The organism is Pseudomonas tehranensis (genome assembly GCF_014268615.1).
Classification (GTDB): Bacteria; Pseudomonadota; Gammaproteobacteria; order Pseudomonadales; family Pseudomonadaceae; genus Aquipseudomonas; species Aquipseudomonas tehranensis.
The window spans coordinates 1-23575 of sequence record NZ_JABWQV010000062.1; the positions used below are offsets into that span (position 1 = coordinate 1).

Sequence of the window (23575 nt, forward strand, 5' to 3'; positions counted from 1 at the left end):
GAGCAAGCTCCCTCGCCACAAAAGCATCATGCAACGCCTCAAAACGCCTCGCCATCCACCGATGCCGGGGCGTTTTGCCGTCTAACATTCAACTTGCCCCACCCCGGGCCGACAAACTGGCAATATCAAGCCTTTGTCTCGCGGAGAAATGGACATGTCCTTACGCACCCTGCTCGCCACCCTGCTGCTCGGCTGCAGCCTGTCGGTGATGGCCGCTACTGAAATCGTCCCGCTGAACTACCGGACCAGCGCCGACCTGTTGCCGGTGGCGCAGAATTTCATCGGCAAGGACGGCCAGGTCAGCGCCTATGGCAACCAACTGATCGTCAATGCCGAGCCTGGGAAAATCGAGGCGCTCAAGGCATTTCTCGCCCAACTGGACACCGCCCCCAAGCGCCTGCTGATCACGGTCGACACCAACGAAAACAACTTGCAGGGCGACCAGGGCTATTCGATCAACGGCGCCACTCCCAGCCAGACCCGCATCATCAACCGCAGCACCGCCAGCCGTGAAGGCGGCGTGCAACAGGTACAAGCCAGCGAAGGCCAGCCGGCGCTGATTCAGGTCGGCCAGAGCGTGCCGGTCACCAGCACCCAGACCGACACCTACGGCCGCCTGCAAAGCCAGACCGAATACCGCAACGTCACCCAGGGCTTTTATGTCACGGCCAGCGTCACCGGCGAGACCGTTCATCTGAACATCAGTACCAACCGTGACCGCATGAGCCAGGAGCGTCCCGATGTAGTGAACGTTCAAAGTACCGACACAACGGTCAGCGGCCGCTTGGGTGAATGGATCACCCTGGCCGGCGTCAATCGCCAGACCCAGGCCGATAAACAGGGGCTGAGCCGCAGCTACTCGACCCAAGGCCGGGACGACATGATTCTGCGGGTTAAGGTGGATACCCTGAACTGAAGCACCAAAAACTGACTGATGAGTCGTATTAGACCAAAGATGTAGTGCCACAAAAAAAGCACTACAAAACGTTTGACGAGCCAAAAAACCGAAGGCATGATGGCCTCGCTCCCGCTAATCAGGGGCCCTGGCAAGGGCCTTCGGGTCGACGCTTGCAACTACCCTGCGAGCCGATTCGTGTCTGTACCGCCCACAAGGTGTGTTTGACGAGGTTGCGACTGGAACGAAGTTGTCCCGAGGGACGGAAGCGTAACTAGGTAACCCGGCATCACTCTGAGTTCGTATAAAGGCCCACGACGCCCGAATGCGCCCGCAGTTCGCCTCTACCTGCTCACTTTCCTCTCGAGCCCATCGTTCATCCCGTCGCCTCCCCGCTTGAACCGACTTGACCGTCCAACCCCTGGTCGGCAGGAGCAGGAATTTTCCACCCCAGACCTATGCGACGAGGTTTATCTCCATGGCACTGACACGCGAACAGCAAATTGCAGCCCTTGAAAAAGATTGGGCTGAAAACCCGCGCTGGAAAGGCGTGAAGCGCAATTACTCCGCTGCTGACGTCGTCCGTCTGCGTGGCTCGGTTCAACCTGAGCACACCTTTGCGAAAATGGGCGCCGAGAAACTGTGGAACCTGGTCACCCAGGGCGCCAAGCCAGCCTTCCGTCCCGAGAAAGATTTCGTCAACTGCATGGGCGCCCTGACCGGCGGCCAGGCTGTACAGCAAGTCAAGGCCGGTATCCAGGCGATCTACCTGTCGGGCTGGCAAGTGGCTGCGGACAACAACTCCGCCGAGTCGATGTACCCGGACCAGTCGCTGTACCCGGTGGATTCGGTTCCCACCGTGGTCAAACGCATCAACAACTCGTTCCGTCGTGCCGACCAGATCCAGTGGAAAGCCGGCAAGAACCCAGGCGACGAAGGCTACATCGACTACTTCGCGCCAATCGTGGCCGACGCTGAAGCCGGTTTCGGCGGCGTACTGAACGCCTACGAGCTGATGAAGAGCATGATCGAAGCAGGCGCCGCCGGCGTTCACTTCGAAGACCAACTGGCTTCGGTGAAGAAATGCGGCCACATGGGCGGCAAAGTATTGGTGCCGACCCAGGAAGCCGTGCAGAAGCTCACCGCTGCCCGCCTGGCCGCCGACGTTGCCGGCGTACCGACCATCATCCTGGCCCGTACCGACGCCAACGCCGCTGACCTGCTGACTTCCGACTGCGACCCGTACGACCAGCCGTTCGTGACCGGTACCCGCACCCAGGAAGGCTTCTACAAGGTTCGCGCCGGTCTTGACCAGGCGATCGCCCGTGGCCTGGCCTACGCGCCGTACGCCGACCTGATCTGGTGCGAAACCGCCAAGCCGGACCTGGACGAGGCGCGTCGCTTCGCCGAAGCGATCAAGAAGGAATACCCGGACCAACTGCTGTCGTACAACTGCTCGCCTTCCTTCAACTGGAAGAAAAACCTGGACGACGCGACCATCGCCAAGTTCCAGCGCGAACTGTCCGCCATGGGCTACAAGCACCAGTTCATCACCCTGGCCGGCATTCACAACATGTGGCACAGCATGTTCAACCTGGCGCATGACTACGCCCGCAACGACATGACCGCCTACGTGAAGCTGCAAGAGCAGGAGTTCGCTGACGCCGCCAAGGGCTACACCTTCGTGGCTCACCAGCAGGAAGTGGGCACCGGCTACTTCGACGACATGACCACCGTGATCCAGGGCGGCACCTCCTCGGTCACCGCGCTGACCGGCTCCACCGAAGAAGAGCAGTTTCACTGATCCTCGGCTTGCCTTGAGTCAACGGCCCTTGCGGACCGAATAAAAGCTAACCGCAAAGCCGACGTTCTGCAGCCCCGACTGGTTCGGGGCTTTTTTTGCCTGCGTTTTTCTTGCGTTTTTTACACTTTGAAGTGGCTGACCAACTGCTGCAACTGGTTACCCAGGCGCGCCAGTTCGATGCTGGAGGCTGCAGTTTCTTCGCTGGCCGAGGCGGTCTGTTCGGATACATCGCGCACGCTCAGAACACTGCGGCTGATTTCCTCGGCCACTGAGCTTTGTTGCACCGCAGCAGCAGCAATCTGCTGGTTCATGGCCTGGATACCAGAAACTGCCTGAGTGATGTTGCCCAGGGAGATGCCGGCCTTGCCGGCCAATTCCACGCTGCTGTCGGTCAGTTCGCGGCTGTTTCGCATGATACTCGACACCTGACGCGTGCCGTCCTGCAAGCCCGCCACCAGGCTCTCAATCTCTTCGGTGGAATGCTGGGTACGCAGGGCCAGCCCACGCACTTCGTCGGCGACCACGGCAAAACCGCGCCCGGCGTCACCCGCGCGAGCGGCCTCAATGGCGGCGTTAAGGGCCAGCAAGTTGGTCTGCTCAGCCACCGCTCTGATCACGTCCATGATCTTGCCGATGCGCGCGCTTTCCTGTTCCAACTCATCCATGGCGTCGACTGAGCGCCCGACTTCGCTGGCCAAGCGCTCGATCTGAACGATGGCTTGCGCAACAACCTGGTCGCCAATACGGGCCTGTGCATCGGCCTCTGATGCGGCTGCGCAAGCTTGTTCGGCATTACGCGCGACCTCATGCACGGTAACCGACATTTCGTGCATGGCGGTCGCCACCTGATCGGTCTCGATCTTCTGACTATTGACCCCGGCGCTGGTCTGCTCGGTGACGGCCGACAATTCTTCGGCGGCGCTGGCGATTTGGGTGACGCCATCGCGGATGCCACCGATCAGGTCGCGCAAGGTGGTGCCCATGCGCTGAATACCTTGCTGCAAGACACCCAGCTCATCACGACGAGTCACGATCATGTGTTGCGTGAGGTCGCCTGCCGCAATGCGATCGACCACAGCCAATGTGTCTTGCAACGGCCGTGTAATCTGGCGGGTGATGATCAGGGCGGCAAAAATTCCCAACAGCATCGCCAAGGCAGTACAGCTCAACTGCAAGATACGGGACTGGGCGCTGTCTTCGTCACGGGAGGCCAGTTGGCTGGCATACATTTCGTCAGACAGCCGGGTGATGGTTTCACCCAAATCAAGGGTGTCCTGCACAGCCTTGCCCATGGCCTGATTACTGGTCGTGAAGTTCTGCACCGAACGACGGTAAGCAATCAGCGCAGTTTCCAGTTGCTTGAAGGTGTCGGTATAGGTCGGGCCGAAAGCGCTGTTGAGCGCTTCGATGGTCTTGAACGCATTTTCGAGCTGGCGGGTGGCGGCTTGTTCTGTGGTGCTGTTGGGGTTGCCGGTATAACCACGCACTTCATAACGCACCAGCGCCACATCCTCTTTAGCTTTGAGGATGAGCTTAAAAAGGTCAAAACGGCGCTCATCCGAGGCAGGCATTGCTTCTACGTCATTGATGACCTTGGCAATCAGCGCGGCGCCCTTGACCGCATTGACGCCCATCTCCTTGCGCATGGCTGCGTCATTGCGATACGCCTCACGCATCGTATTCAGTGCCACTTGATACTGCGTGCTGGCCTGCTCGATCAGGGCAAGTTTCTTCAGGTTTTCAGGTTTTCTCAGCTCTTTTGCGAGGCTTTTTTGCTGGGCGACGAACTGCTCCAGCGACGCCTGGATCAATGCACCCTTTTGTTCATCACCCCGGTCCAACTGGTACTGCAAGCGAGCCCTGCGCAGATGATCAAGACGGTTGCCAAGCTCGGTAATGCTGGTCATTCGATCAGTACGCTCGATCATCTTTCCCAGGCTGAACCAGCCGGTCGCGGCGAGAATAGCGGTCAGAAGCAGCACAACAGCAAAGCCCAAAGCCAGCTTGAGCATAACGCTCATATTCGCGATCCGAGAGTTCATGACATTCCTTGGGTATCAGCCGCGAACGGTGGAAACTGACACGGCTATCTAAGAAGGGGGCGAAAATCTAACCAGTATTGATATAGATGATTAGATGAATGAAGCGTAAAGATAGCCATTTGATATCACCTCTTCAAGACCTTGCGCCCACCCTCGTGCCGATTTTTTTGCTCGCAAAACGGTGTCGATTGAACGCGCGCCCCCCGGCCCTAGGTTCTACGCGAGGTCAACTGAGCGACATTGATCGAACACCTCCGGTTTTTTCACCCGTTTTTTTTGAAGCAACCTACTCTGTAAGAGCAAGCCTGCATCTGTGGGAACCAGGCTTGCCCGCGATGAACGATTGCGCAGTCTGCCTCGGGACAGCGTTGCCGGCATCGCGAGCAAGCTTGGCTCCCACAGGAGCAGTCCCCAGGCAGATCCAACCTTCACCAAGCCCGCCCTCAAAAAAACTGCGGCGCACGGGTAGAAAAATTGATCGAAGGCAGTATTGGGCAGTCCGAAAAGGAGTAAAACGTCCGACGCTGACAATTGCAGTAGCGACGATGTAAGACAGCCTCTCGGACACGATACTAAGTGCACTGTAGAAAAGGTTGACTCAGATAATAATAATTATCATTTGGAAGTCATTATCATTGTTACATTCCGCACGAAATATAATTGATGAATAACCGCCCAATCCCCGCCCCGCCGGGGCCGCAGGGTCTTGGAGGTGCGCTATGTCCTTATTCCAATAAATAATTTCGCTACAGGAATTTTACTTGCCCGGTGTTTAGCCATAAAATCACCGCGATTGATTGCTGCGACATATCGTCACTGCGTTATTTCTTTTCAAGCTCAGAGACCTTTGCTCTCTGTTAAGGATTTCCAGCATGCCCGAAGCGACAGGACTCATGGCCCACAACTGGGGCTTTGCCATTTTCCTTCTGGGCGTTGTCGGCCTGTGTGCCTTCATGCTCGGCGTGTCGAGCCTGCTCGGGTCAAAAGCCTGGGGCCGCAGCAAAAATGAACCGTTCGAGTCCGGCATGCTGCCTACCGGTGGCGCCCGCTTGCGGCTCTCAGCCAAATTCTATCTGGTCGCGATGCTCTTCGTGATCTTCGATATCGAAGCCCTCTTTCTCTTTGCATGGTCTGTGTCCGTCCGCGAAAGCGGCTGGACCGGATTCGTCGAAGCTCTCGTTTTCATAGCAATTCTGTTGGCAGGTCTTGTCTACCTTTGGCGGGTGGGGGCTCTTGATTGGGCTCCGGAAGGTCGTCGTAAGCGGCAAGCGAAGCTGAAACAATGAGGCTTTGGCAATGCAATACAATCTCACCAGGATCGACCCCGATGCTCCTAACGAGCAGTATCCGATTGGCGAGCGGGAAACCGTTTCCGATCCGTTAGAAGATCAAGTCCACAAAAACATCTTCATGGGCAAGCTCGAAGACGTGCTGAACAGCACGGTCAACTGGGGTCGCAAGAACTCCCTGTGGCCGTACAACTTCGGCCTTTCGTGCTGCTACGTGGAAATGACCACCGCCTTCACGGCGCCCCACGACATCGCGCGCTTTGGCGCCGAGGTGATCCGGGCATCGCCGCGCCAGGCGGATTTCATGGTTATTGCCGGGACCTGCTTCATCAAGATGGCGCCGATCATCCAGCGTCTCTACGAGCAAATGCTCGAACCGAAGTGGGTTATCTCCATGGGTTCGTGCGCCAACTCCGGTGGCATGTACGACATCTATTCCGTCGTTCAAGGGGTGGACAAGTTCCTGCCCGTGGACGTCTACGTGCCTGGCTGCCCGCCTCGCCCTGAAGCGTTCCTGCAAGGCTTGATGCTGCTGCAGGAGTCGATTGGCCAGGAGCGTCGCCCACTGTCCTGGGTCGTTGGTGATCAAGGCGTCTATCGCGCCGAGATGCCATCGCAAAAGGAACAGCGCCGCGAACAGCGTATCGCAGTCACCAACCTGCGCAGCCCCGACGAAGTCTGATCCAGCTCTGCTCTGCATAAGAAACGAGAACCTGGCTTCATTCTTTACGTTGACCGAAAGCGATAAATAACCATGACTACAGGCAGTGCTCTGTACATCCCGCCTTACAAGGCAGACGACCAGGATGTGGTCGTCGAACTGAACAACCGTTTTGGCCCCGAGGCGTTCACCGCCCAGCCGACCCGCACCGGCATGCCGGTGCTTTGGGTTGCCCGCGCCAAACTCGTCGAAGTCCTGACGTTCCTGCGCAACCTGCCCAAGCCGTACGTCATGCTTTATGACCTGCATGGCGTGGACGAGCGTCTGCGCACCAAGCGTCAAGGGCTGCCAGACGGCGTCGATTTCACCGTGTTCTATCACCTGATGTCGATCGAACGTAATAGTGACGTGATGATCAAAGTCGCCTTGTCCGAGAGCGACCTCAGCGTGCCGACCGTGACCGGTATCTGGCCGAACGCCAACTGGTACGAACGTGAAGTGTGGGACATGTTCGGGATCGATTTCCCCGGCCACCCGCACCTGACGCGCATCATGATGCCGCCAACCTGGGAAGGTCACCCGCTGCGCAAGGACTTCCCGGCCCGCGCCACCGAGTTCGATCCGTTCAGCCTGTCCCTGGCCAAGCAACAGCTCGAGGAAGAAGCCGCGCGCTTCAAGCCGGAAGACTGGGGCATGAAACGCTCCGGGGCGAACGAGGACTACATGTTCCTCAACCTGGGCCCGAACCACCCTTCGGCCCACGGTGCATTCCGCATCATCCTGCAGCTGGACGGCGAAGAGATCGTCGACTGCGTTCCGGACATCGGTTACCACCACCGTGGCGCCGAAAAGATGGGCGAGCGCCAGTCCTGGCACAGCTACATTCCCTACACCGACCGCATCGATTACCTCGGCGGCGTGATGAACAACCTGCCGTACGTGCTTTCGGTCGAAAAACTGGCCGGGATCAAGGTGCCGGAAAAGGTCGACGTCATCCGCATCATGATGGCCGAGTTCTTCCGGATCACCAGCCACCTGCTGTTCCTGGGCACCTACATCCAGGACGTGGGCGCCATGACCCCGGTGTTCTTCACCTTCACCGACCGCCAGAAGGCCTACACGGTGATCGAAGCCATCACCGGTTTCCGCCTGCACCCGGCCTGGTACCGCATCGGTGGCGTTGCCCACGACCTGCCGCGGGGTTGGGAAAAGCTGGTCAAGGATTTCGTCGAATGGATGCCCAAGCGCCTGGACGAATACACCAAGGCCGCCTTGCAGAACAGCATCCTCAAGGGCCGTACCATCGGGGTCGCCGCGTACAACACCAAAGAGGCCCTGGAATGGGGTGTCACCGGTGCGGGCCTGCGTTCCACCGGTTGCGACTTCGACCTGCGCAAGGCGCGCCCGTACTCCGGCTACGAAAACTTCGAATTCGAAGTACCGCTGGCAGTCAATGGTGATGCCTATGACCGCTGCATGGTTCGCGTCGAGGAGATGCGCCAGAGCATCAAGATCATCGACCAGTGCATGCGCAACATGCCGGAAGGCCCGTACAAGGCGGATCACCCGCTGACCACGCCGCCGCCCAAAGAGCGCACGCTGCAACACATCGAGACCCTGATCACGCACTTCCTGCAGGTTTCGTGGGGCCCGGTCATGCCGGCCAACGAGTCCTTCCAGATGATCGAAGCGACCAAGGGCATCAACAGTTATTACCTGACGAGCGATGGCGGCACCATGAGCTACCGCACCCGGATTCGCACCCCAAGCTTCCCACACCTGCAGCAGATCCCTTCGGTGATCAAAGGCAGCATGGTCGCGGATATGATTGCGTACCTGGGTAGTATCGATTTCGTTATGGCCGACGTGGACCGCTAAGCATGAATAGCACGCTTATCCAGACAGACCGTTTCGCCCTCAGCGAAACCGAGCGCTCGGCCATCGAGCACGAGCTGCATCACTACGAAGACCCGCGCGCGGCGTCGATCGAAGCCCTGAAGATCGTCCAGAAGGAACGTGGCTGGGTGCCTGATGGCGCGCTCTACGCCATCGGCGAGATCCTCGGCATCCCGGCCAGCGACGTCGAAGGTGTCGCCACCTTCTACAGCCAGATCTTCCGCCAGCCAGTGGGCCGCCACATCATTCGCGTCTGCGACAGCATGGTCTGCTACATCGGCGGCCACGAGTCCGTGGTCGGCGAGATCCAGAGCAAGCTGGGCATCGGCCTGGGCCAGACCACCGCCGACGGTCGTTTCACGCTGCTGCCGGTGTGCTGCCTGGGCAACTGCGACAAGGCACCGGCGCTGATGATCGACGACGACACCTTCGGTGACGTCCAGCCTGACGGCGTCGCCAAACTGCTGGAGGGCTACGTATGACCCTGACTTCCTTCGGGCCCGCCAACCGCATCCAGCGTTCGGCCGAAACCCATCCCCTGACCTGGCGTCTGCGTGACGACGGCGAAGCGGTATGGCTGGACGAATACCAGGCCAAGAATGGCTACGCCGCCGCGCGCAAGGCATTCAGCGACATGGCCCAGGACGACATCGTCCAGACCGTCAAAGACTCCGGCCTCAAGGGTCGCGGCGGTGCGGGCTTCCCCACTGGCGTGAAGTGGGGCCTGATGCCCAAGGACGAGTCCATCAACATCCGCTACCTGCTGTGCAACGCGGATGAAATGGAGCCCAACACCTGGAAAGACCGCATGCTGATGGAGCAACTGCCCCATCTGCTGATCGAAGGCATGCTGATCAGTGCCCGTGCGTTGAAAACCTACCGTGGCTACATCTTCCTGCGCGGCGAATACACCACCGCCGCCAAGCACCTGAACCGTGCCGTGGAAGAAGCCAAGGCCGCAGGCCTCTTGGGCAAGAACATCCTGGGTTCGGGCTTTGATTTCGAGCTGTTCGTCCACACCGGCGCCGGGCGCTACATCTGCGGGGAAGAAACCGCGCTGATCAACTCCCTGGAAGGCCGCCGCGCCAACCCGCGCTCCAAGCCGCCCTTCCCTGCCGCCGTCGGCGTGTGGGGCAAGCCGACCTGCGTGAACAACGTCGAGACCCTGTGCAACGTGCCGGCGATCATTGCCGACGGCGTGGACTGGTACAAATCCCTGGCCCGCGACGGCAGCGAAGACATGGGCACCAAGCTCATGGGCTTCTCCGGCAAGGTCAAGAACCCGGGCCTGTGGGAACTGCCATTCGGCGTCACCGGCCGCGAGTTGTTCGAAGACTACGCCGGCGGCATGCGCGACGGTTACAAGCTCAAGTGCTGGCAGCCCGGCGGCGCCGGCACCGGCTTCCTGTTGCCCGAACACCTGGACGCACAAATGTATGCCGGCGGCATCGCCAAGGTGGGTACCCGTATGGGCACCGGCCTGGCCATGGCGGTGGACGACAGCGTCAACATGGTGTCCCTGCTGCGCAACATGGAAGAGTTTTTCTCCCGTGAGTCGTGCGGTTTCTGCACCCCTTGCCGCGATGGCCTGCCCTGGAGCGTCAAGCTGCTGCGGGCCATTGAAAACGGCGAAGGCCAGGCAGGCGACATCGAGACCCTGCTGGGTCTGGTGGGTTTCCTCGGCCCGGGCAAGACCTTCTGTGCTCATGCACCGGGTGCCGTGGAGCCGTTGGGCAGCGCGATCAAATACTTCCGCTCTGAATTCGAGGCCGGCATCGCGCCAACGCGCGCCGGTGATCTCAATCAGGTGGTCACGCCGACCATGGTCGGCGCGTAACGACGCTTAAAAAGGCGAAGGGTCCGTGCCCTTCGCCTTTCGTTCGATGACGCCTTTTCACCAAGGCTGTTTGGATTCGGACGAATAACAAGATTCCATTAGCCACGCCCGCTGACACCGGGCCAACGAAGAACTTTGAACCATGGCCACTATCCACGTAGACGGCAAAGAGCTCGAAGTCGATGGCGCAGACAACCTGTTACAGGCATGTCTGTCCCTGGGCCTCGACATCCCTTATTTCTGCTGGCACCCCGCCCTTGGCAGCGTAGGCGCCTGTCGCCAATGCGCGGTCAAGCAGTACACCGACGAAAACGACAAGCGTGGTCGGATCGTCATGTCCTGCATGACCCCTGCCACCGACGGCAGCTGGATCTCCATCGACGACGAAGAAGCGAAAGTGTTTCGCGCCAGCGTCGTCGAATGGCTGATGACCAACCACCCTCACGACTGCCCGGTCTGTGAGGAAGGCGGTCACTGCCACCTGCAAGACATGACGGTGATGACCGGCCACAACGAGCGCCGTTATCGCTTCACCAAGCGCACCCACCAGAACCAGCAACTGGGCCCGTTCATCTCCCACGAGATGAACCGCTGCATCGCCTGCTACCGCTGCGTGCGTTTCTACAAGGACTACGCCGGCGGCACCGACCTGGGCGTGTTCGGCGCCCACGACAACGTGTACTTCGGTCGCGTTGAAGACGGCACCCTGGAAAGCGAGTTCTCCGGCAACCTCACCGAGGTCTGCCCGACCGGTGTGTTCACCGACAAGACTCACTCCGAGCGCTACAACCGCAAGTGGGACATGCAGTTCTCGCCAAGCATCTGCCATGGCTGCTCCAGCGGTTGCAATATTTCCCCGGGCGAACGCTACGGCGAACTGCGTCGCATCGAAAACCGCTTCAACGGTTCGGTCAACCAGTACTTCCTGTGCGACCGTGGCCGCTTCGGCTACGGCTACGTCAACCGCACCGATCGCCCGCGTCAGCCACTGCTGGCGGGCGGCGCCAAGCTGAGCCTGGACGAAGCACTGGATAAAGCCGCCGACCTGCTGCGCGGTCGCAACATCGTCGGCATCGGTTCGCCACGGGCTAGCCTGGAAAGCAACTACGCGCTGCGTGAACTGGTCGGCGCCGAGCACTTCTACAGCGGCATTGAAGCAGGCGAGCTGGAACGCATTCGCCTGGCACTGCAAGTGCTCAAGGACAGCCCGCTGCCCGTGCCGACGATGCGTGACATCGAAGACCACGACGCGGTGTTCGTCCTTGGCGAAGACCTGACCCAGACGGCCGCGCGCATGGCCCTGGCCCTGCGCCAGTCGGTCAAGGGCAAGGCCGAAGACATGGCCGACGCCATGCGCGTGCAGCCATGGCTCGACGCGGCCGTGAAGAACATCGGCCAGCACGCGCTTAACCCGCTGTTCATTGCCAGCCTGACGGAAACCAAGCTCGACGACGTCGCCGAAGAATGTGTCCACGCAGCTCCCGACGACCTGGCGCGCATCGGTTTTGCCGTGGCCCACGCCCTGGACGCCAGCGCCCCGGCCGTCGAAGGCCTGGACAGCGAAGCAGCCGCCCTCGCCCAACGTATCGCCGACGCCCTGCTGGCGGCCAAACGCCCATTGATCATTGCCGGCACCTCGTTGGGTTCCAAGGCGCTGATCGAGGCCGCCGCCAACATCGCCAAGGCACTGAAGCTGCGCGAGAAGAACGGTTCCATCAGCCTGATCGTGCCGGAAGCCAACAGCCTCGGCCTGGCCATGCTCGGCGGCGAATCGCTGGACGCAGCGCTGCAAGCGGTGATCGACGGCAGCGCCGACGCCATCGTGGTGCTGGAAAACGACCTGTACACCCGCACTGACAAAGCCCGGGTGGACGCTGCCCTGAGTGCAGCGAAAGTGCTGATCGTTGCCGACCACCAGAAAACCGCCACCACCGACCGCGCCCACCTGGTGCTGCCGGCGGCAAGCTTCGCCGAAGGCGACGGTACGCTGGTCAGCCAGGAAGGTCGCGCCCAGCGCTTCTTCCAGGTGTTCGACCCGACTTACCTGGACGCCAGCATCCTGGTTCACGAAGGCTGGCGCTGGCTGCATGCCCTGCGCGCCACCCTGCTGAACCAGCCGATCGACTGGACGCAACTGGACCATGTCACCGCCGCCGTCGCTTCGAGCAGCCCGCAACTGGCTCGCATCGTCGATGCCGCGCCATCGGCCGCATTCCGCATCAAGGGCCTGAAGCTGGCCCGCGAACCGCTGCGCTACTCCGGTCGCACCGCGATGCGCGCCGACATCAGCGTCCACGAACCACGGACCTCCCAGGACAACGACACTGCGTTCTCGTTCTCCATGGAAGGTTACTCGGGCTCCACCGAACCGCGCTCGCAAGTGCCGTTCGCCTGGTCGCCGGGCTGGAACTCGCCGCAAGCCTGGAACAAGTTCCAGGACGAAGTCGGCGGTCACCTGCGTGCCGGTGACCCGGGCACTCGCCTGATCGAAAGCCAGGGCGATGGCCTGAGCTGGTTCGCCAGCGTGCCGCGCGCCTTCAACCCGGCACCGGGCACCTGGCAGGTCGTACCGTTCCACCACCTGTTCGGCAGTGAAGAGAACTCTTCCAAAGCCGCTCCGGTCCAGGAACGCATCCCGGCCGCCTACGTGTCGCTGGCCAAGTCCGAAGCCGATCGCCTGGGCGTCAACGACGGTGCCCTGCTGAGCCTGAACGTCGCGGGCCAGACCTTGCGTCTGCCGCTGCGCATCAATGAAGAACTGGGCGCCGGCCTGGTGGCCCTGCCGGCCGGCCTGGCGGGTATTCCACCGGCGATATTCGGCAAAACCGTCGACGGTCTGCAGGAGGCAGCGCAATGAGCTGGTTTACCCCTGAAGTGATCGACGTGATCCTGACGGTTCTCAAGGCCATCGTGATCCTGCTGGCCGTGGTGGTCTGCGGAGCGCTGCTGAGCTTCGTCGAACGTCGCCTGCTGGGCTGGTGGCAGGACCGTTACGGTCCGAACCGCGTCGGCCCGTTCGGCATGTTCCAGATCGCCGCCGACATGATCAAGATGTTCTTCAAGGAAGACTGGACGCCGCCGTTTGCCGACAAGGTGATCTTCACCCTGGCACCGGTCGTGGCCATGAGCGCCTTGCTGATCGCCTTCGCGATCATCCCGATCACCCCGACCTGGGGCGTGGCGGACCTGAACATCGGCCTGCTGTTCTTCTTCGCCATGGCGGGTCTGTCGGTGTATGCGGTGCTGTTCGCCGGCTGGTCGAGCAACAACAAGTTCGCCCTGCTGGGCAGCCTGCGGGCCTCGGCCCAGACCGTGTCCTACGAAGTGTTCATGGGCCTGGCGCTCATGGGCGTGGTGGTCCAGGCCGGCTCGTTCAACATGCGCGACATCGTCGAGTACCAGGCCCAGAACCTGTGGTTCATCATTCCGCAGTTCTTCGGTTTCTGTACCTTCTTCGTGGCTGGCGTGGCCGTGACTCACCGTCACCCCTTCGACCAACCGGAAGCGGAACAGGAATTGGCCGACGGTTATCACATCGAATATGCCGGCATGAAATGGGGCATGTTTTTCGTCGGTGAATACATCGGCATCATCCTGATCTCGGCGCTGCTGGTGACGTTGTTCTTCGGTGGCTGGCACGGTCCGTTCGGCATCCTGCCGCAACTGTCCTTCGTCTGGTTCGCCCTGAAGACCGCGTTTTTCATCATGCTGTTCGTCCTGCTGCGCGCCTCGATCCCGCGCCCGCGCTACGACCAGGTGATGGACTTCAGCTGGAAATTCTGCCTGCCGCTGACCCTGATCAATTTGCTGGTGACCGCTGCGATCGTGTTGATGAACACGCCTGCGGCCGCGGTTCAGTGAGGATTTGACCCATGTTCAAATATATTGGCGACATCGTTAAGGGTACCGGTACCCAACTGCGAAGCCTGGTCATGATCTTCGGCCATGGCTTTCGCAAGCGCGACACCCTGCAATACCCGGAAGAAGCGGTCTACCTGCCGCCGCGTTATCGCGGCCGCATCGTCCTGACCCGCGACCCCGACGGCGAAGAACGCTGCGTAGCCTGCAACCTGTGCGCCGTAGCGTGCCCGGTGGGCTGCATCTCGTTGCAGAAAGCCGAAACCGAAGACGGTCGCTGGTACCCGGACTTCTTCCGTATCAACTTCTCGCGCTGCATTTTCTGCGGCCTCTGCGAGGAAGCGTGCCCGACCACCGCGATCCAGCTCACACCGGATTTCGAAATGGCCGAGTTCAAACGTCAGGACCTGGTGTACGAGAAAGAAGATCTGCTGATTTCCGGTCCCGGTAAAAACCCTGATTACAACTTCTATCGTGTTGCAGGTATGGCCATTGCCGGTAAGCCAAAAGGCGCCGCGCAAAATGAAGCCGAACCGATCAACGTGAAGAGCTTGCTGCCTTAAGGAAGAAAGATGGAATTCGCTTTCTATTTCGCATCGGGTATCGCGGTGGTCTCCACGCTTCGAGTGGTCACCAACACCAACCCCGTGCACGCCCTGCTCTACCTGATCATCTCGCTGATCGCCGTGGCCATGACCTTCTTCAGTCTCGGTGCGCCGTTTGCCGGTGCGCTGGAAGTGATCGCCTACGCTGGCGCCATCATGGTGCTGTTCGTGTTCGTGGTGATGATGCTGAACCTGGGCCCGGCCTCGGTGCAGCAAGAACGCTCCTGGCTCAAGCCGGGCATCTGGGCCGGGCCGGTGATTCTCGCCGCGCTGCTGCTGGGTGAACTGCTGTATGTGCTGTTCGCTCATCAGAGCGGCCAGGCCATCGGCCACACCACCGTAGACGCCAAGGCCGTGGGCATCAGCCTGTTCGGCCCGTATCTGCTGGTGGTCGAACTCGCCTCGATGCTGCTGCTTGCCGCAGCCGTCACGGCGTTCCATTTGGGCCGTAACGAGGCGAAGGAGTAATCACATGCCTGCTATCCCTCTCGAGCATGGTCTGGCGGTTGCCGGCATCCTGTTCTGCCTCGGTCTGGTCGGCCTGATGGTCCGCCGTAACATTCTGTTCGTGCTGATGAGCCTGGAGGTCATGATGAATGCCTCCGCCCTGGCCTTCATCGTCGCGGGCGCTCGCTGGGCGCAGCCGGATGGACAAGTCATGTTCATCCTGGTGATCAGCCTGGCAGCCGCCGAGGCCAGTATCGGCCTGGCGATTCTGTTGCAGCTGTATCGCCGCTTCCACACTCTCGATATCGACGCTGCCAGCGAGATGCGCGGATGAACCTACTCTTTCTGACTTTCGTATTCCCCCTCATCGGTTTCCTGCTGCTGTCGTTCTCTCGTGGACGCTGGTCGGAGAACCTTTCGGCGCTGGTTGGCGTAGGGTCCATCGGCCTGTCTGCCATCGTCACGGCCTACGTGATCTGGCAGTTCAACGTCGCCCCGCCGGAAGGTGGCGCGTACGTGCAGGTGCTGTGGCAGTGGATGGCGGTGGAAGGCTTCACGCCGAACTTCGCCCTGTACCTGGATGGCCTGTCGGTGACCATGCTGGGCGTGGTAGTCGGCGTGGGCTTCCTGATCCACCTGTTCGCCTCCTGGTACATGCGCGGTGAAGCCGGTTACTCGCGCTTCTTCGCCTACACCAACCTGTTCATCGCCAGCATGCTGTTCCTGGTGCTCGGCGATAACCTGTTGTTCCTGTACTTCGGCTGGGAAGGTGTGGGCCTGTGCTCGTACCTGTTGATCGGTTTCTACTACAGCAACCGCAACAACGGTAACGCGGCGCTCAAGGCGTTCATCGTGACCCGGATCGGCGACGTGTTCATGGCCATCGGCCTGTTCATCCTGTTCCAGCAACTGGGCACGCTGAACATCCAGGAACTGCTGGTCCTGGCGCCGCAGAAGTTCCAGGCTGGCGACTTCTGGATGGTCCTGGCGACCCTGATGCTGCTGGGCGGCGCTGTCGGTAAATCCGCACAACTGCCGCTGCAAACCTGGCTGGCGGATGCGATGGCCGGCCCTACCCCGGTGTCGGCACTGATCCACGCCGCAACCATGGTGACCGCCGGTGTCTACCTGATCGCCCGTACCCACGGCCTGTTCGCCCTGGCGCCGGACATCCTGCACCTGGTGGGCATCGTCGGCGGTGTGACCCTGGTGCTGGCCGGTTTCGCCGCCCTGGTCCAGACCGACATCAAGCGGATCCTCGCCTACTCCACCATGAGCCAGATTGGCTACATGTTCCTGGCCCTGGGCGTCGGCGCCTGGGAAGGCGCGATCTTCCACCTGATGACCCACGCCTTCTTCAAGGCGCTGCTGTTCCTTGCTTCCGGTGCGGTGATCGTTGCCTGCCACCACGAGCAGAACATCTTCAAGATGGGCGGCCTGTGGAAGAAGCTGCCGCTGGCCTATGCCAGCTTCATCGTCGGCGGCGCGGCCCTGGCGGCCCTGCCACTGGTCACCGCCGGTTTCTACTCCAAGGACGAGATCCTCTGGGAAGCGTTCGCCAGCGGTAACCAGGGTCTGCTCTACGCAGGCCTGGTGGGTGCATTCATGACCTCGCTGTACACCTTCCGCCTGATCTTCATCGCGTTCCACGGTGAAGCCAAGACCGAAGCCCACGCTGGCCACGGCATTGCCCACTGGCTGCCACTGTCGGTGCTGATCGTGCTGTCGACCTTCGTCGGCGCCATGATCACGCCACCGCTGGCCGATGTACTGCCGCAAAGCGTCGGCCATGCCGGCGGCGACGCCAAGCACAGCCTGGAAATCGCTTCGGGCGCCATCGCCCTGGCCGGTATCCTGCTGGCCGCCCTGCTGTTCCTGGGCAAACGTCGCTTCGTCACGGCGATCGCCAACAGCGGCATCGGGCGGTTCCTTTCGGCCTGGTGGTTCGCTGCCTGGGGCTTCGACTGGATCTACGACAAACTGTTCGTCAAGCCATACCTTGCGATCAGCCACATTCTGCGCAAAGACCCGCTCGACCAGACCATTGGCCTGATCCCGCGTATGGCCAAGGGCGGCCACACTGCCCTGAGCCGTACCGAGACCGGTCAACTGCGTTGGTATGCGGCTTCCATGGCGGCTGGCGCCGTGCTGGTTATCGGCGCCATCGTGCTGGTAGCGGTCTGATATGAACCTTGCGAACTTGCGAAAGGAAACGAGCCCGTCATGATTCTGCCCTGGCTAATCCTGATCCCCTTCATCGGCGGCCTGCTGTGCTGGATGGCGGAGCGTTCAAGCTCCACCCTCCCGCGCTGGATTGCGCTGCTGACCATGTCCCTGGAACTCGCACTCGGCCTCTGGCTCTGGGCGACCGGCGACTATTCATTTGCTCCGGCCCCTGGCGCCGATCCGACCTGGGCGCTTGAGTTCAAGCACATCTGGATCGAACGCTTCGGTATCAGCGTGCACCTGGCCCTCGACGGCCTGTCGCTGCTGATGATCCTGCTGACCGGCCTGCTGGGTATCCTCTCGGTCCTGTGCTCCTGGAAAGAGATCCAGCGTCACGTCGGTTTCTTCCACCTGAACCTGATGTGGATCCTGGGCGGTGTCGTCGGCGTGTTCCTGGCGCTGGACCTGTTCATGTTCTTCTTCTTCTGGGAAATGATGCTGGTGCCGATGTACTTCCTCATCGCGCTCTGGGGTCACAGTTCTTCGGACGGCAAGAAAACCCGGATCTACGCGGCGACCAAGTTCTTCATCTTCACCCAGGCTTCCGGCCTGATCATGCTGGTGGCGATCCTGGGTCTGGTGCTGGTCAACTTCAACAACACCGGCGTGATTACCTTCAACTACGCCGACCTGTTGAAAGTGCAGATGTCGCGCACCACCGAATACGTGCTGATGCTGGGCTTCTTCATCGCCTTCGCGGTGAAGCTGCCGGTGGTGCCGTTCCACTCCTGGCTGCCGGACGCCCACGCCCAGGCACCGACCGCCGGTTCCGTGGACCTGGCCGGTATCCTGCTGAAGACGGCGGCCTATGGCCTGCTGCGCTTCGCCCTGCCGCTGTTCCCCAACGCCTCGGCCGAGTTTGCGCCGATTGCCATGACCCTGGGTCTGATCGGGATTTTCTACGGTGCGTTCCTGGCGTTCGCCCAGACCGACATCAAGCGCCTGATCGCCTTCTCCAGCGTTTCGCACATGGGCTTTGTGCTGATCGGGATCTACTCCGGCAGCCAGTTGGCCCTGCAAGGCGCGGTGATCCAGATGCTGGCCCACGGCCTGTCGGCGGCGGCACTGTTTATCCTCAGCGGCCAGTTGTACGAGCGTCTGCACACTCGGGACATGCGTGAAATGGGCGGCATCTGGTCGCGCATCGCGTACCTGCCGGCCATCAGCCTGTTCTTCGCAGCGGCGTCCCTGGGCCTGCCGGGCACCGGTAACTTTGTCGGCGAGTTCCTGATCCTGATCGGCTCGTTCGTCAGCGCTCCATGGATCACCGCCATCGCTACGTCTGGCCTGGTGTTCGGTTCGGTCTACTCGCTGATCATGATCCACCGCGCCTACTTCGGTCCGACCAAGTCGGATGAAGTGCTGCGCGGCATGGACGGTCGCGAACTGATCATGGTGCTCGGCCTTGCGGTGCTGCTGGTTTACCTCGGCGTCTACCCGCAACCGTTCCTCGACACCTCTGCCGCCACGATGTATGGCGTGCAGCAGTGGCTCGGCACCGCCTTCTCTCAACTCGCTTCGGCCCGGTAAGAGCGCTATGGAATTCACGATTCAACACTTTATCGCGCTTGCGCCGCTGTTGATCACCAGCGCCACGATCATCGTGGTGATGCTGGCGATCGCCTGGCGGCGTAATCACTCACAGACCTTCCTGCTGTCGGTGGCGGGGCTGAACCTGGCCCTGCTGTCGATTCTGCCGGCCCTGAAAGTCGCGCCGCTGGCGGTCACACCGCTGTTGCAGATCGACAGTTTCGCCTGCCTGTACATGGCGCTGATCCTGGTCGCCACCCTCGCCTGCGTCACCCTCGCCCACGCCTACCTCGGCGATGGCGGTACGGGTTACCCGGGCAACCGTGAAGAACTGTACCTGCTGATCCTGATGGCCGCCGCCGGTGGCCTGGTTTTGGTCAGCGCACAGCACCTGGCCAGCCTGTTCATCGGCCTGGAGCTGCTGTCGGTGCCGGTCTACGGTCTGGTGGCCTATGCCTTCTTCAACAAACGCTCCCTGGAAGCCGGCATCAAGTACATGGTGCTGTCGGCCGCCGGTTCCGCGTTCCTGTTGTTCGGCATGGCCTTGCTCTACGCCGAAGCCGGCACCCTGAGCTTCGTCGGCATCGGCCAGGCCCTGGCGGCCACCGGCCTGCCAAGCCCGATCGCGCAACTGGGCCTGGGCATGATGCTGATCGGCCTGGCGTTCAAGCTGTCGCTGGTGCCCTTCCACCTCTGGACCCCGGACGTCTACGAAGGCGCCCCGGCTCCGGTGGCGGCGTTCCTGGCCACCGCGTCGAAAGTCGCGGTGTTCGCAGTGATGGTGCGGTTGTTCCAAATCTCGCCAGTGGCCAGCAGCGGTGTACTGAGCGACGTGCTGACCATCATCGCCATCGCGTCGATCCTGTTCGGTAACCTGTTGGCGCTGACCCAGAGTAACCTCAAGCGTCTGCTGGGTTACTCGTCCATCGCCCACTTCGGTTACCTGCTGATCGCCCTGATCGCCAGCAAGGGCCTGGCCGTGGAGGCCATCGGCGTGTACCTGGTCACCTACGTGATCACCAGCCTCGGCGCCTTCGGCGTGATCACCCTGATGTCCTCGCCGTACAACGGCCGCGACGCCGACGCCCTGTACGAATACCGCGGCCTGTTCTGGCGCCGTCCGTACCTGACCGCCGTACTGACCGTGATGATGCTGTCCCTGGCCGGTATCCCGCTGACCGCCGGTTTCATCGGCAAGTTCTACATCATCGCCACCGGCGTCGAGGCGCACCAATGGTGGCTGGTCGGCTCCCTGGTGCTGGGCAGTGCCATCGGCGTGTTCTACTACCTGCGCGTGATGGTCACCCTGTACCTGATGGAACCGAACCTGCGTCGCCACGACGCCGAGCTGCACTGGGAACAGAAGGCAGGCGGCGTGATGCTGCTGGCCATCGCCGTACTGGCGTTCTTCCTCGGTGTGTACCCGCAGCCGTTGCTGACGTTGGTCCAGCAGGCTGGCCTGACGGGTTGATCGCCCGAACGGTGTAGTCATCAAAAAATGCCCGTATCGCCAGATACGGGCATTTTTTTTGGGCTGTAGAAGTCGCCTACGCCGGGCTATCCTGAGGCGCTTGACCATAGACGACTCCAAGGGGAAAGGGTTTGGGCATGGACATCGATTGCGTGGTGGTGGGCGCTGGCGTGGTCGGGCTCGCCGTGGCTCGGGAACTGGCCCAGGCCGGTCACGAAGTGCTGTTGATCGAAGCCGGCGAAGCCATCGGCATGGGCACCAGCTCGCGCAATTCCGAAGTCATCCATGCCGGCATCTATTACCCTCCGGGGAGCCTCAAGGCGCAGCTGTGCGTCGAAGGTCGCCAGCGGTTGTACGCGTATTGCGACAGTCACGGGGTCGCGACCCAAAGGCTTGGTAAATTGATCGTTGCCAAGGATCAGCTTCAGGTGGACGGGCTCAAGGCCTTGCTTGAGCGAGGATTGAAGAACGGTGTCGACGACCTGCGTCTGCTCGATCAGCAACAGGCCCAGGCGCTGGAACCGGCCCTGGCGTGTGTCGCCGCGCTGTATTCGCCCTCCACCGGTATCGTCGACGCCCATGCGCTGATGCTGGCCTTGCAGGGCGATGCCGAAGCGGCCGGTGCCGACATCGTATTCCACACACCCTTGCTGAGGGCGCGGACCCTCACCGGTGGTTTCATGCTGCAATTGGGTGGTACGGCGCAGATGAGTCTGTCCTGCCGCCGCCTGATCAATGCGGCTGGCCTCCAGGCGCCCGCCCTCGCCCGCTGTATCGAAGGACTGGCGCCGCACTCGGTGCCCCGCGATTATTTGTGCAAGGGCAACTACTTCAGCCTGACCGGACGCGCGCCTTTCCGGCATCTGATCTACCCCGCTCCGGAAGCTGCCGGCCTGGGTATTCACATGACCCTGGATTTGGCGGGCCAGGCCCGGTTCGGTCCGGACACCGAGTGGATCGAGCGCGAGGACTACCGTGTGGACCCGGCCCGGGCCGAGGCCTTTTATCCGGCGATTCGCAGTTATTGGCCTGACTTGCCGGACCAAAGCCTGCAACCGGGTTATAGCGGCATCCGTCCGAAAATTTCCGGCCCCAACGAGCCCGCCCGCGATTTCCTCATCAGCGGCCCAGCCGAGCATCAGGTCCCGGGGCTGATCAATCTGTTCGGGATCGAATCGCCCGGGCTGACTTCATGCCTGGCGCTTGCCGGGCGGGTGCGGCAACTGATGGTTTAGCGGTTGGGGCAGCGCAAAGTGCAATGCATTTTTTCCTGCCCTCATGCAGGCTGCACGACGAGCTAAATACAGACTTATACAACCTTTTGTTTTTAAAAGACTTTTAAAAAATCCTTGGCTGGCACGGCTGATGCAATTTCCCTGGAACGCGGCGCAGGCGCTTGAAGCCGGCCCGCATCCGTGAATTGCCAGGAGCTACTTATGAACGCCATCGACCTGTTGAAAGCCGACCATGAACGCGTCAAAGCCATCCTTGCCCAGCTGAGCGAATCAACCAGCCGCGGCATCAAGAAACGCACCGACCTGTTGGCGAAACTGGAAATGGAAATTTCCATTCATACCCGACTCGAAGAAGAAATTCTCTATCCGGCCTACAAGCAGGCTGGCGGCAAGGAGCAGGCCGAGATGTACTACGAGGCCAAGGAAGAGCACCGCACTGTCGACTCGCTAGTGCTGCCGGACCTGAAGAACACTGACCCGTCCACGCCAGAATTTGCCGGCCGGGTGAAAGTGGTCAAAGAGTTGCTTGAGCACCATATCGAAGAAGAAGAAACCGAGATGTTCCCTCAAGCCAAAAAACTGCTGGGCAAAGCGACGCTGGAGTCGTTGGGCGAGCAGATGGAGACCATGAAGGCGCAGTACAAAAAAGAAATGAGCAGCTCCAGCCTGGCCGCCTGATCAGGCACTGCCGATGCGTTCAGCCGTTTGCCACGGCTGAACGCAGCCGGGCAGCTCACTGCATCTGTTCTCGCAAGAACTCCACTAGCGCCTGCACCGGGCGTGAACTTTGCCGATGTTGCGGATAGACCGCCGACAGCGCCAACGCCTCTGTCTCGAAGCCTTCGAGCACCTTGATCAATCGACCGTCCTTCAATGCATCACCAACAATGAACGTCGGCAGGTACGTGATGCCCATGCCAGCGACAGCCGCATCCCTGAGCAAATCACCGTTATTGGCGCGCATGCGTCCGGCGACCTCCAGGGTCAGCGGTTTACTGCCTCCACCGAATCGCCATTGCACCTGACGGCTATGCCCATAGGGCAGGCAATCGTGATTGCGCAGGTCTTCCGGTCGTTCGGGTGTGCCGCGTTGCGCCAGATAGGCGGGACTGGCGCAGTACACCCGCTCGATGGTCGCGATGCGCCGGGCGATCAACGTCGAATCCTCCAGCACGCCAATGCGCAGCGCGATGTCGTAGCCTTCCCCCAGCAGGTCAACCGAGCGGTCACTCAAATCCACCTCGACACTCACCTCTTGATGGCGCTGCAAGAACAGCGGTAACAGGCTGCCCAGATGCGCGACCGCGAACGACAGCGGTGCGCTGAGACGAATGGTGCCCCGCGGCTCGCTGGTCTGGCCACTGATGCCCTGCTCCACCTGTTCGACTTCATTGAGCAGGCGCAGCGCAGCTTCGTAATAGCGCTGGCCCAGCGGGGTCACATCCAGCCGGCGTGTCGAGCGATTGAGCAAACGCACGCCCAGCCGCTGCTCCAGCTCCATGAGCTTGCGGCTGACGAACTGCTTGGACAGCCCGAGCTTTTCCGCCGCTGCGGTGAAACTGCCCGACTCCATGACCTGGGCAAAAATGCGCATTTCTTCGAAGGGGTTCATTGTCATTCCAGGGTGGACAGTCAGGATGTTCTGGTGGGTATTGTGGATAGGGGGAGACAGGTTGCATAGAGGGTGAAGGTGCCGCCGTCATCGCGAGCAAGCTTTGCTCCCACAGGAATCTGTAGTCACCCTGGATAAATGTGGGAGCGAGCCTGCTCGCGATGACG

The 23575-nt window shown here is 61.0% G+C and carries 19 protein-coding genes; 17 read left to right on the forward strand and 2 right to left on the reverse strand.

Going from position 1 to position 23575, the window contains the following annotated elements:
* Positions 1 to 154: 154 nt before the first annotated feature.
* Together HU811_RS12220 and aceA are read left to right on the forward strand one after the other, a co-directional pair.
* A complete protein-coding gene (locus HU811_RS12220; RefSeq protein ID WP_186656085.1) occupies positions 155 to 916 on the forward strand; it encodes a secretin N-terminal domain-containing protein in 762 nt (253 codons plus the stop codon).
* 457 nt (positions 917 to 1373) lie between these two features.
* Positions 1374 to 2699 carry an isocitrate lyase gene (aceA, locus tag HU811_RS12225; RefSeq protein ID WP_014337679.1) on the forward strand — a complete coding sequence of 442 codons (1326 nt, stop codon included), beginning with the start codon at positions 1374 to 1376 and terminating at the stop codon, positions 2697 to 2699.
* A 119-nt stretch (positions 2700 to 2818) separates the two neighbouring features.
* Here aceA and HU811_RS12230 read toward each other — a convergent pair whose 3' ends face one another.
* Entirely contained in the window at positions 2819 to 4720 is a 1902-nt protein-coding gene (locus HU811_RS12230) for a HAMP domain-containing methyl-accepting chemotaxis protein (RefSeq protein WP_496198549.1), read from the reverse strand.
* Positions 4721 to 5613: 893 nt separating this feature from the next.
* Between HU811_RS12230 and HU811_RS12235 the strand changes: the two genes are divergently transcribed.
* The 15 genes from HU811_RS12235 (at position 5614) to HU811_RS12305 (ending at position 22474) form a co-directional block, all read left to right on the forward strand.
* A complete protein-coding gene (locus HU811_RS12235) occupies positions 5614 to 6027 on the forward strand; it encodes an NADH-quinone oxidoreductase subunit A (RefSeq protein ID WP_011062185.1) in 414 nt (137 codons plus the stop codon).
* Between the two features lie 10 nt (positions 6028 to 6037).
* A complete protein-coding gene (locus HU811_RS12240; protein WP_024779314.1) occupies positions 6038 to 6712 on the forward strand; it encodes a NuoB/complex I 20 kDa subunit family protein in 675 nt (224 codons plus the stop codon).
* Positions 6713 to 6784: 72 nt separating this feature from the next.
* Positions 6785 to 8569 carry an NADH-quinone oxidoreductase subunit C/D gene (gene nuoC / locus HU811_RS12245; RefSeq protein ID WP_047227734.1) on the forward strand — a complete coding sequence of 595 codons (1785 nt, stop codon included), beginning with the start codon at positions 6785 to 6787 and terminating at the stop codon, positions 8567 to 8569.
* 2 nt (positions 8570 to 8571) lie between these two features.
* A complete protein-coding gene (gene nuoE, locus HU811_RS12250; RefSeq protein ID WP_014337676.1) occupies positions 8572 to 9069 on the forward strand; it encodes an NADH-quinone oxidoreductase subunit NuoE in 498 nt (165 codons plus the stop codon).
* Entirely contained in the window at positions 9066 to 10424 is a 1359-nt protein-coding gene (gene nuoF / locus HU811_RS12255) for an NADH-quinone oxidoreductase subunit NuoF (protein ID WP_092399207.1), read from the forward strand. The genes nuoE and nuoF overlap by 4 nt, the downstream gene beginning before the upstream one ends.
* Before the next feature lie 142 nt (positions 10425 to 10566).
* Positions 10567 to 13281 (forward strand): NADH-quinone oxidoreductase subunit NuoG, encoded by a 2715-nt coding sequence (nuoG, locus tag HU811_RS12260; RefSeq protein WP_186656091.1) that lies wholly within the window; start codon positions 10567 to 10569, stop codon positions 13279 to 13281.
* Entirely contained in the window at positions 13278 to 14285 is a 1008-nt protein-coding gene (gene nuoH / locus HU811_RS12265; protein WP_047227737.1) for an NADH-quinone oxidoreductase subunit NuoH, read from the forward strand. Before nuoG ends, nuoH begins: the two co-directional genes overlap by 4 nt.
* A gap of 11 nt (positions 14286 to 14296) precedes the next feature.
* On the forward strand, positions 14297 to 14845 hold the full coding sequence (nuoI, locus tag HU811_RS12270) for an NADH-quinone oxidoreductase subunit NuoI (protein WP_047227738.1): 549 nt from the start codon (positions 14297 to 14299) through the stop codon (positions 14843 to 14845).
* 9 nt (positions 14846 to 14854) lie between these two features.
* The gene (nuoJ, locus tag HU811_RS12275; protein ID WP_047227739.1) at positions 14855 to 15355 is read left to right on the forward strand and encodes an NADH-quinone oxidoreductase subunit J; all 501 of its coding nucleotides are present in this window, start codon (positions 14855 to 14857) and stop codon (positions 15353 to 15355) included.
* A 4-nt stretch (positions 15356 to 15359) separates the two neighbouring features.
* Complete coding sequence (gene nuoK, locus HU811_RS12280) at positions 15360 to 15668, forward strand: NADH-quinone oxidoreductase subunit NuoK (protein ID WP_044463936.1); 309 nt, start codon at positions 15360 to 15362, stop codon at positions 15666 to 15668.
* Positions 15665 to 17518 (forward strand): NADH-quinone oxidoreductase subunit L, encoded by a 1854-nt coding sequence (nuoL, locus tag HU811_RS12285; RefSeq protein WP_092399211.1) that lies wholly within the window; start codon positions 15665 to 15667, stop codon positions 17516 to 17518. Before nuoK ends, nuoL begins: the two co-directional genes overlap by 4 nt.
* A 39-nt stretch (positions 17519 to 17557) precedes the next feature.
* Entirely contained in the window at positions 17558 to 19090 is a 1533-nt protein-coding gene (gene nuoM, locus HU811_RS12290) for an NADH-quinone oxidoreductase subunit M (protein WP_186656093.1), read from the forward strand.
* A gap of 7 nt (positions 19091 to 19097) precedes the next feature.
* Entirely contained in the window at positions 19098 to 20561 is a 1464-nt protein-coding gene (gene nuoN / locus HU811_RS12295; protein WP_047227742.1) for an NADH-quinone oxidoreductase subunit NuoN, read from the forward strand.
* A gap of 131 nt (positions 20562 to 20692) precedes the next feature.
* A complete protein-coding gene (locus HU811_RS12300) occupies positions 20693 to 21796 on the forward strand; it encodes an NAD(P)/FAD-dependent oxidoreductase (protein WP_186656094.1) in 1104 nt (367 codons plus the stop codon).
* Positions 21797 to 21997: 201 nt separating this feature from the next.
* The gene (locus HU811_RS12305) at positions 21998 to 22474 is read left to right on the forward strand and encodes a PA2171 family ribosome-binding persister protein (RefSeq protein WP_186656095.1); all 477 of its coding nucleotides are present in this window, start codon (positions 21998 to 22000) and stop codon (positions 22472 to 22474) included.
* A 55-nt stretch (positions 22475 to 22529) separates the two neighbouring features.
* On the opposite strand, the gene HU811_RS12310 is transcribed toward HU811_RS12305, so the two are convergent.
* Positions 22530 to 23408 (reverse strand): LysR family transcriptional regulator, encoded by an 879-nt coding sequence (locus HU811_RS12310; protein ID WP_186656096.1) that lies wholly within the window; start codon positions 23406 to 23408, stop codon positions 22530 to 22532.
* Between the last annotated feature and the right edge of the window lie 167 nt (positions 23409 to 23575).

Coding starts and splice junctions, on each gene's coding strand:
- nuoL (WP_092399211.1), top strand. CDS start 15,665: ATGAACCTACTCTTTCTGACTTTCGTATTCCCCCTCATCGGTTTCCTG.
- HU811_RS12230 (WP_496198549.1), bottom strand. CDS start 4,720: ATGAGCGTTATGCTCAAGCTGGCTTTGGGCTTTGCTGTTGTGCTGCTT.
- nuoE (WP_014337676.1), top strand. CDS start 8,572: ATGAATAGCACGCTTATCCAGACAGACCGTTTCGCCCTCAGCGAAACC.
- HU811_RS12235 (WP_011062185.1), top strand. CDS start 5,614: ATGCCCGAAGCGACAGGACTCATGGCCCACAACTGGGGCTTTGCCATT.
- nuoI (WP_047227738.1), top strand. CDS start 14,297: ATGTTCAAATATATTGGCGACATCGTTAAGGGTACCGGTACCCAACTG.
- nuoN (WP_047227742.1), top strand. CDS start 19,098: ATGGAATTCACGATTCAACACTTTATCGCGCTTGCGCCGCTGTTGATC.
- nuoK (WP_044463936.1), top strand. CDS start 15,360: ATGCCTGCTATCCCTCTCGAGCATGGTCTGGCGGTTGCCGGCATCCTG.
- HU811_RS12310 (WP_186656096.1), bottom strand. CDS start 23,408: ATGAACCCCTTCGAAGAAATGCGCATTTTTGCCCAGGTCATGGAGTCG.
- nuoF (WP_092399207.1), top strand. CDS start 9,066: ATGACCCTGACTTCCTTCGGGCCCGCCAACCGCATCCAGCGTTCGGCC.
- nuoH (WP_047227737.1), top strand. CDS start 13,278: ATGAGCTGGTTTACCCCTGAAGTGATCGACGTGATCCTGACGGTTCTC.
- nuoM (WP_186656093.1), top strand. CDS start 17,558: ATGATTCTGCCCTGGCTAATCCTGATCCCCTTCATCGGCGGCCTGCTG.
- nuoG (WP_186656091.1), top strand. CDS start 10,567: ATGGCCACTATCCACGTAGACGGCAAAGAGCTCGAAGTCGATGGCGCA.
- nuoJ (WP_047227739.1), top strand. CDS start 14,855: ATGGAATTCGCTTTCTATTTCGCATCGGGTATCGCGGTGGTCTCCACG.
- HU811_RS12220 (WP_186656085.1), top strand. CDS start 155: ATGTCCTTACGCACCCTGCTCGCCACCCTGCTGCTCGGCTGCAGCCTG.
- nuoC (WP_047227734.1), top strand. CDS start 6,785: ATGACTACAGGCAGTGCTCTGTACATCCCGCCTTACAAGGCAGACGAC.
- HU811_RS12240 (WP_024779314.1), top strand. CDS start 6,038: ATGCAATACAATCTCACCAGGATCGACCCCGATGCTCCTAACGAGCAG.
- aceA (WP_014337679.1), top strand. CDS start 1,374: ATGGCACTGACACGCGAACAGCAAATTGCAGCCCTTGAAAAAGATTGG.
- HU811_RS12305 (WP_186656095.1), top strand. CDS start 21,998: ATGAACGCCATCGACCTGTTGAAAGCCGACCATGAACGCGTCAAAGCC.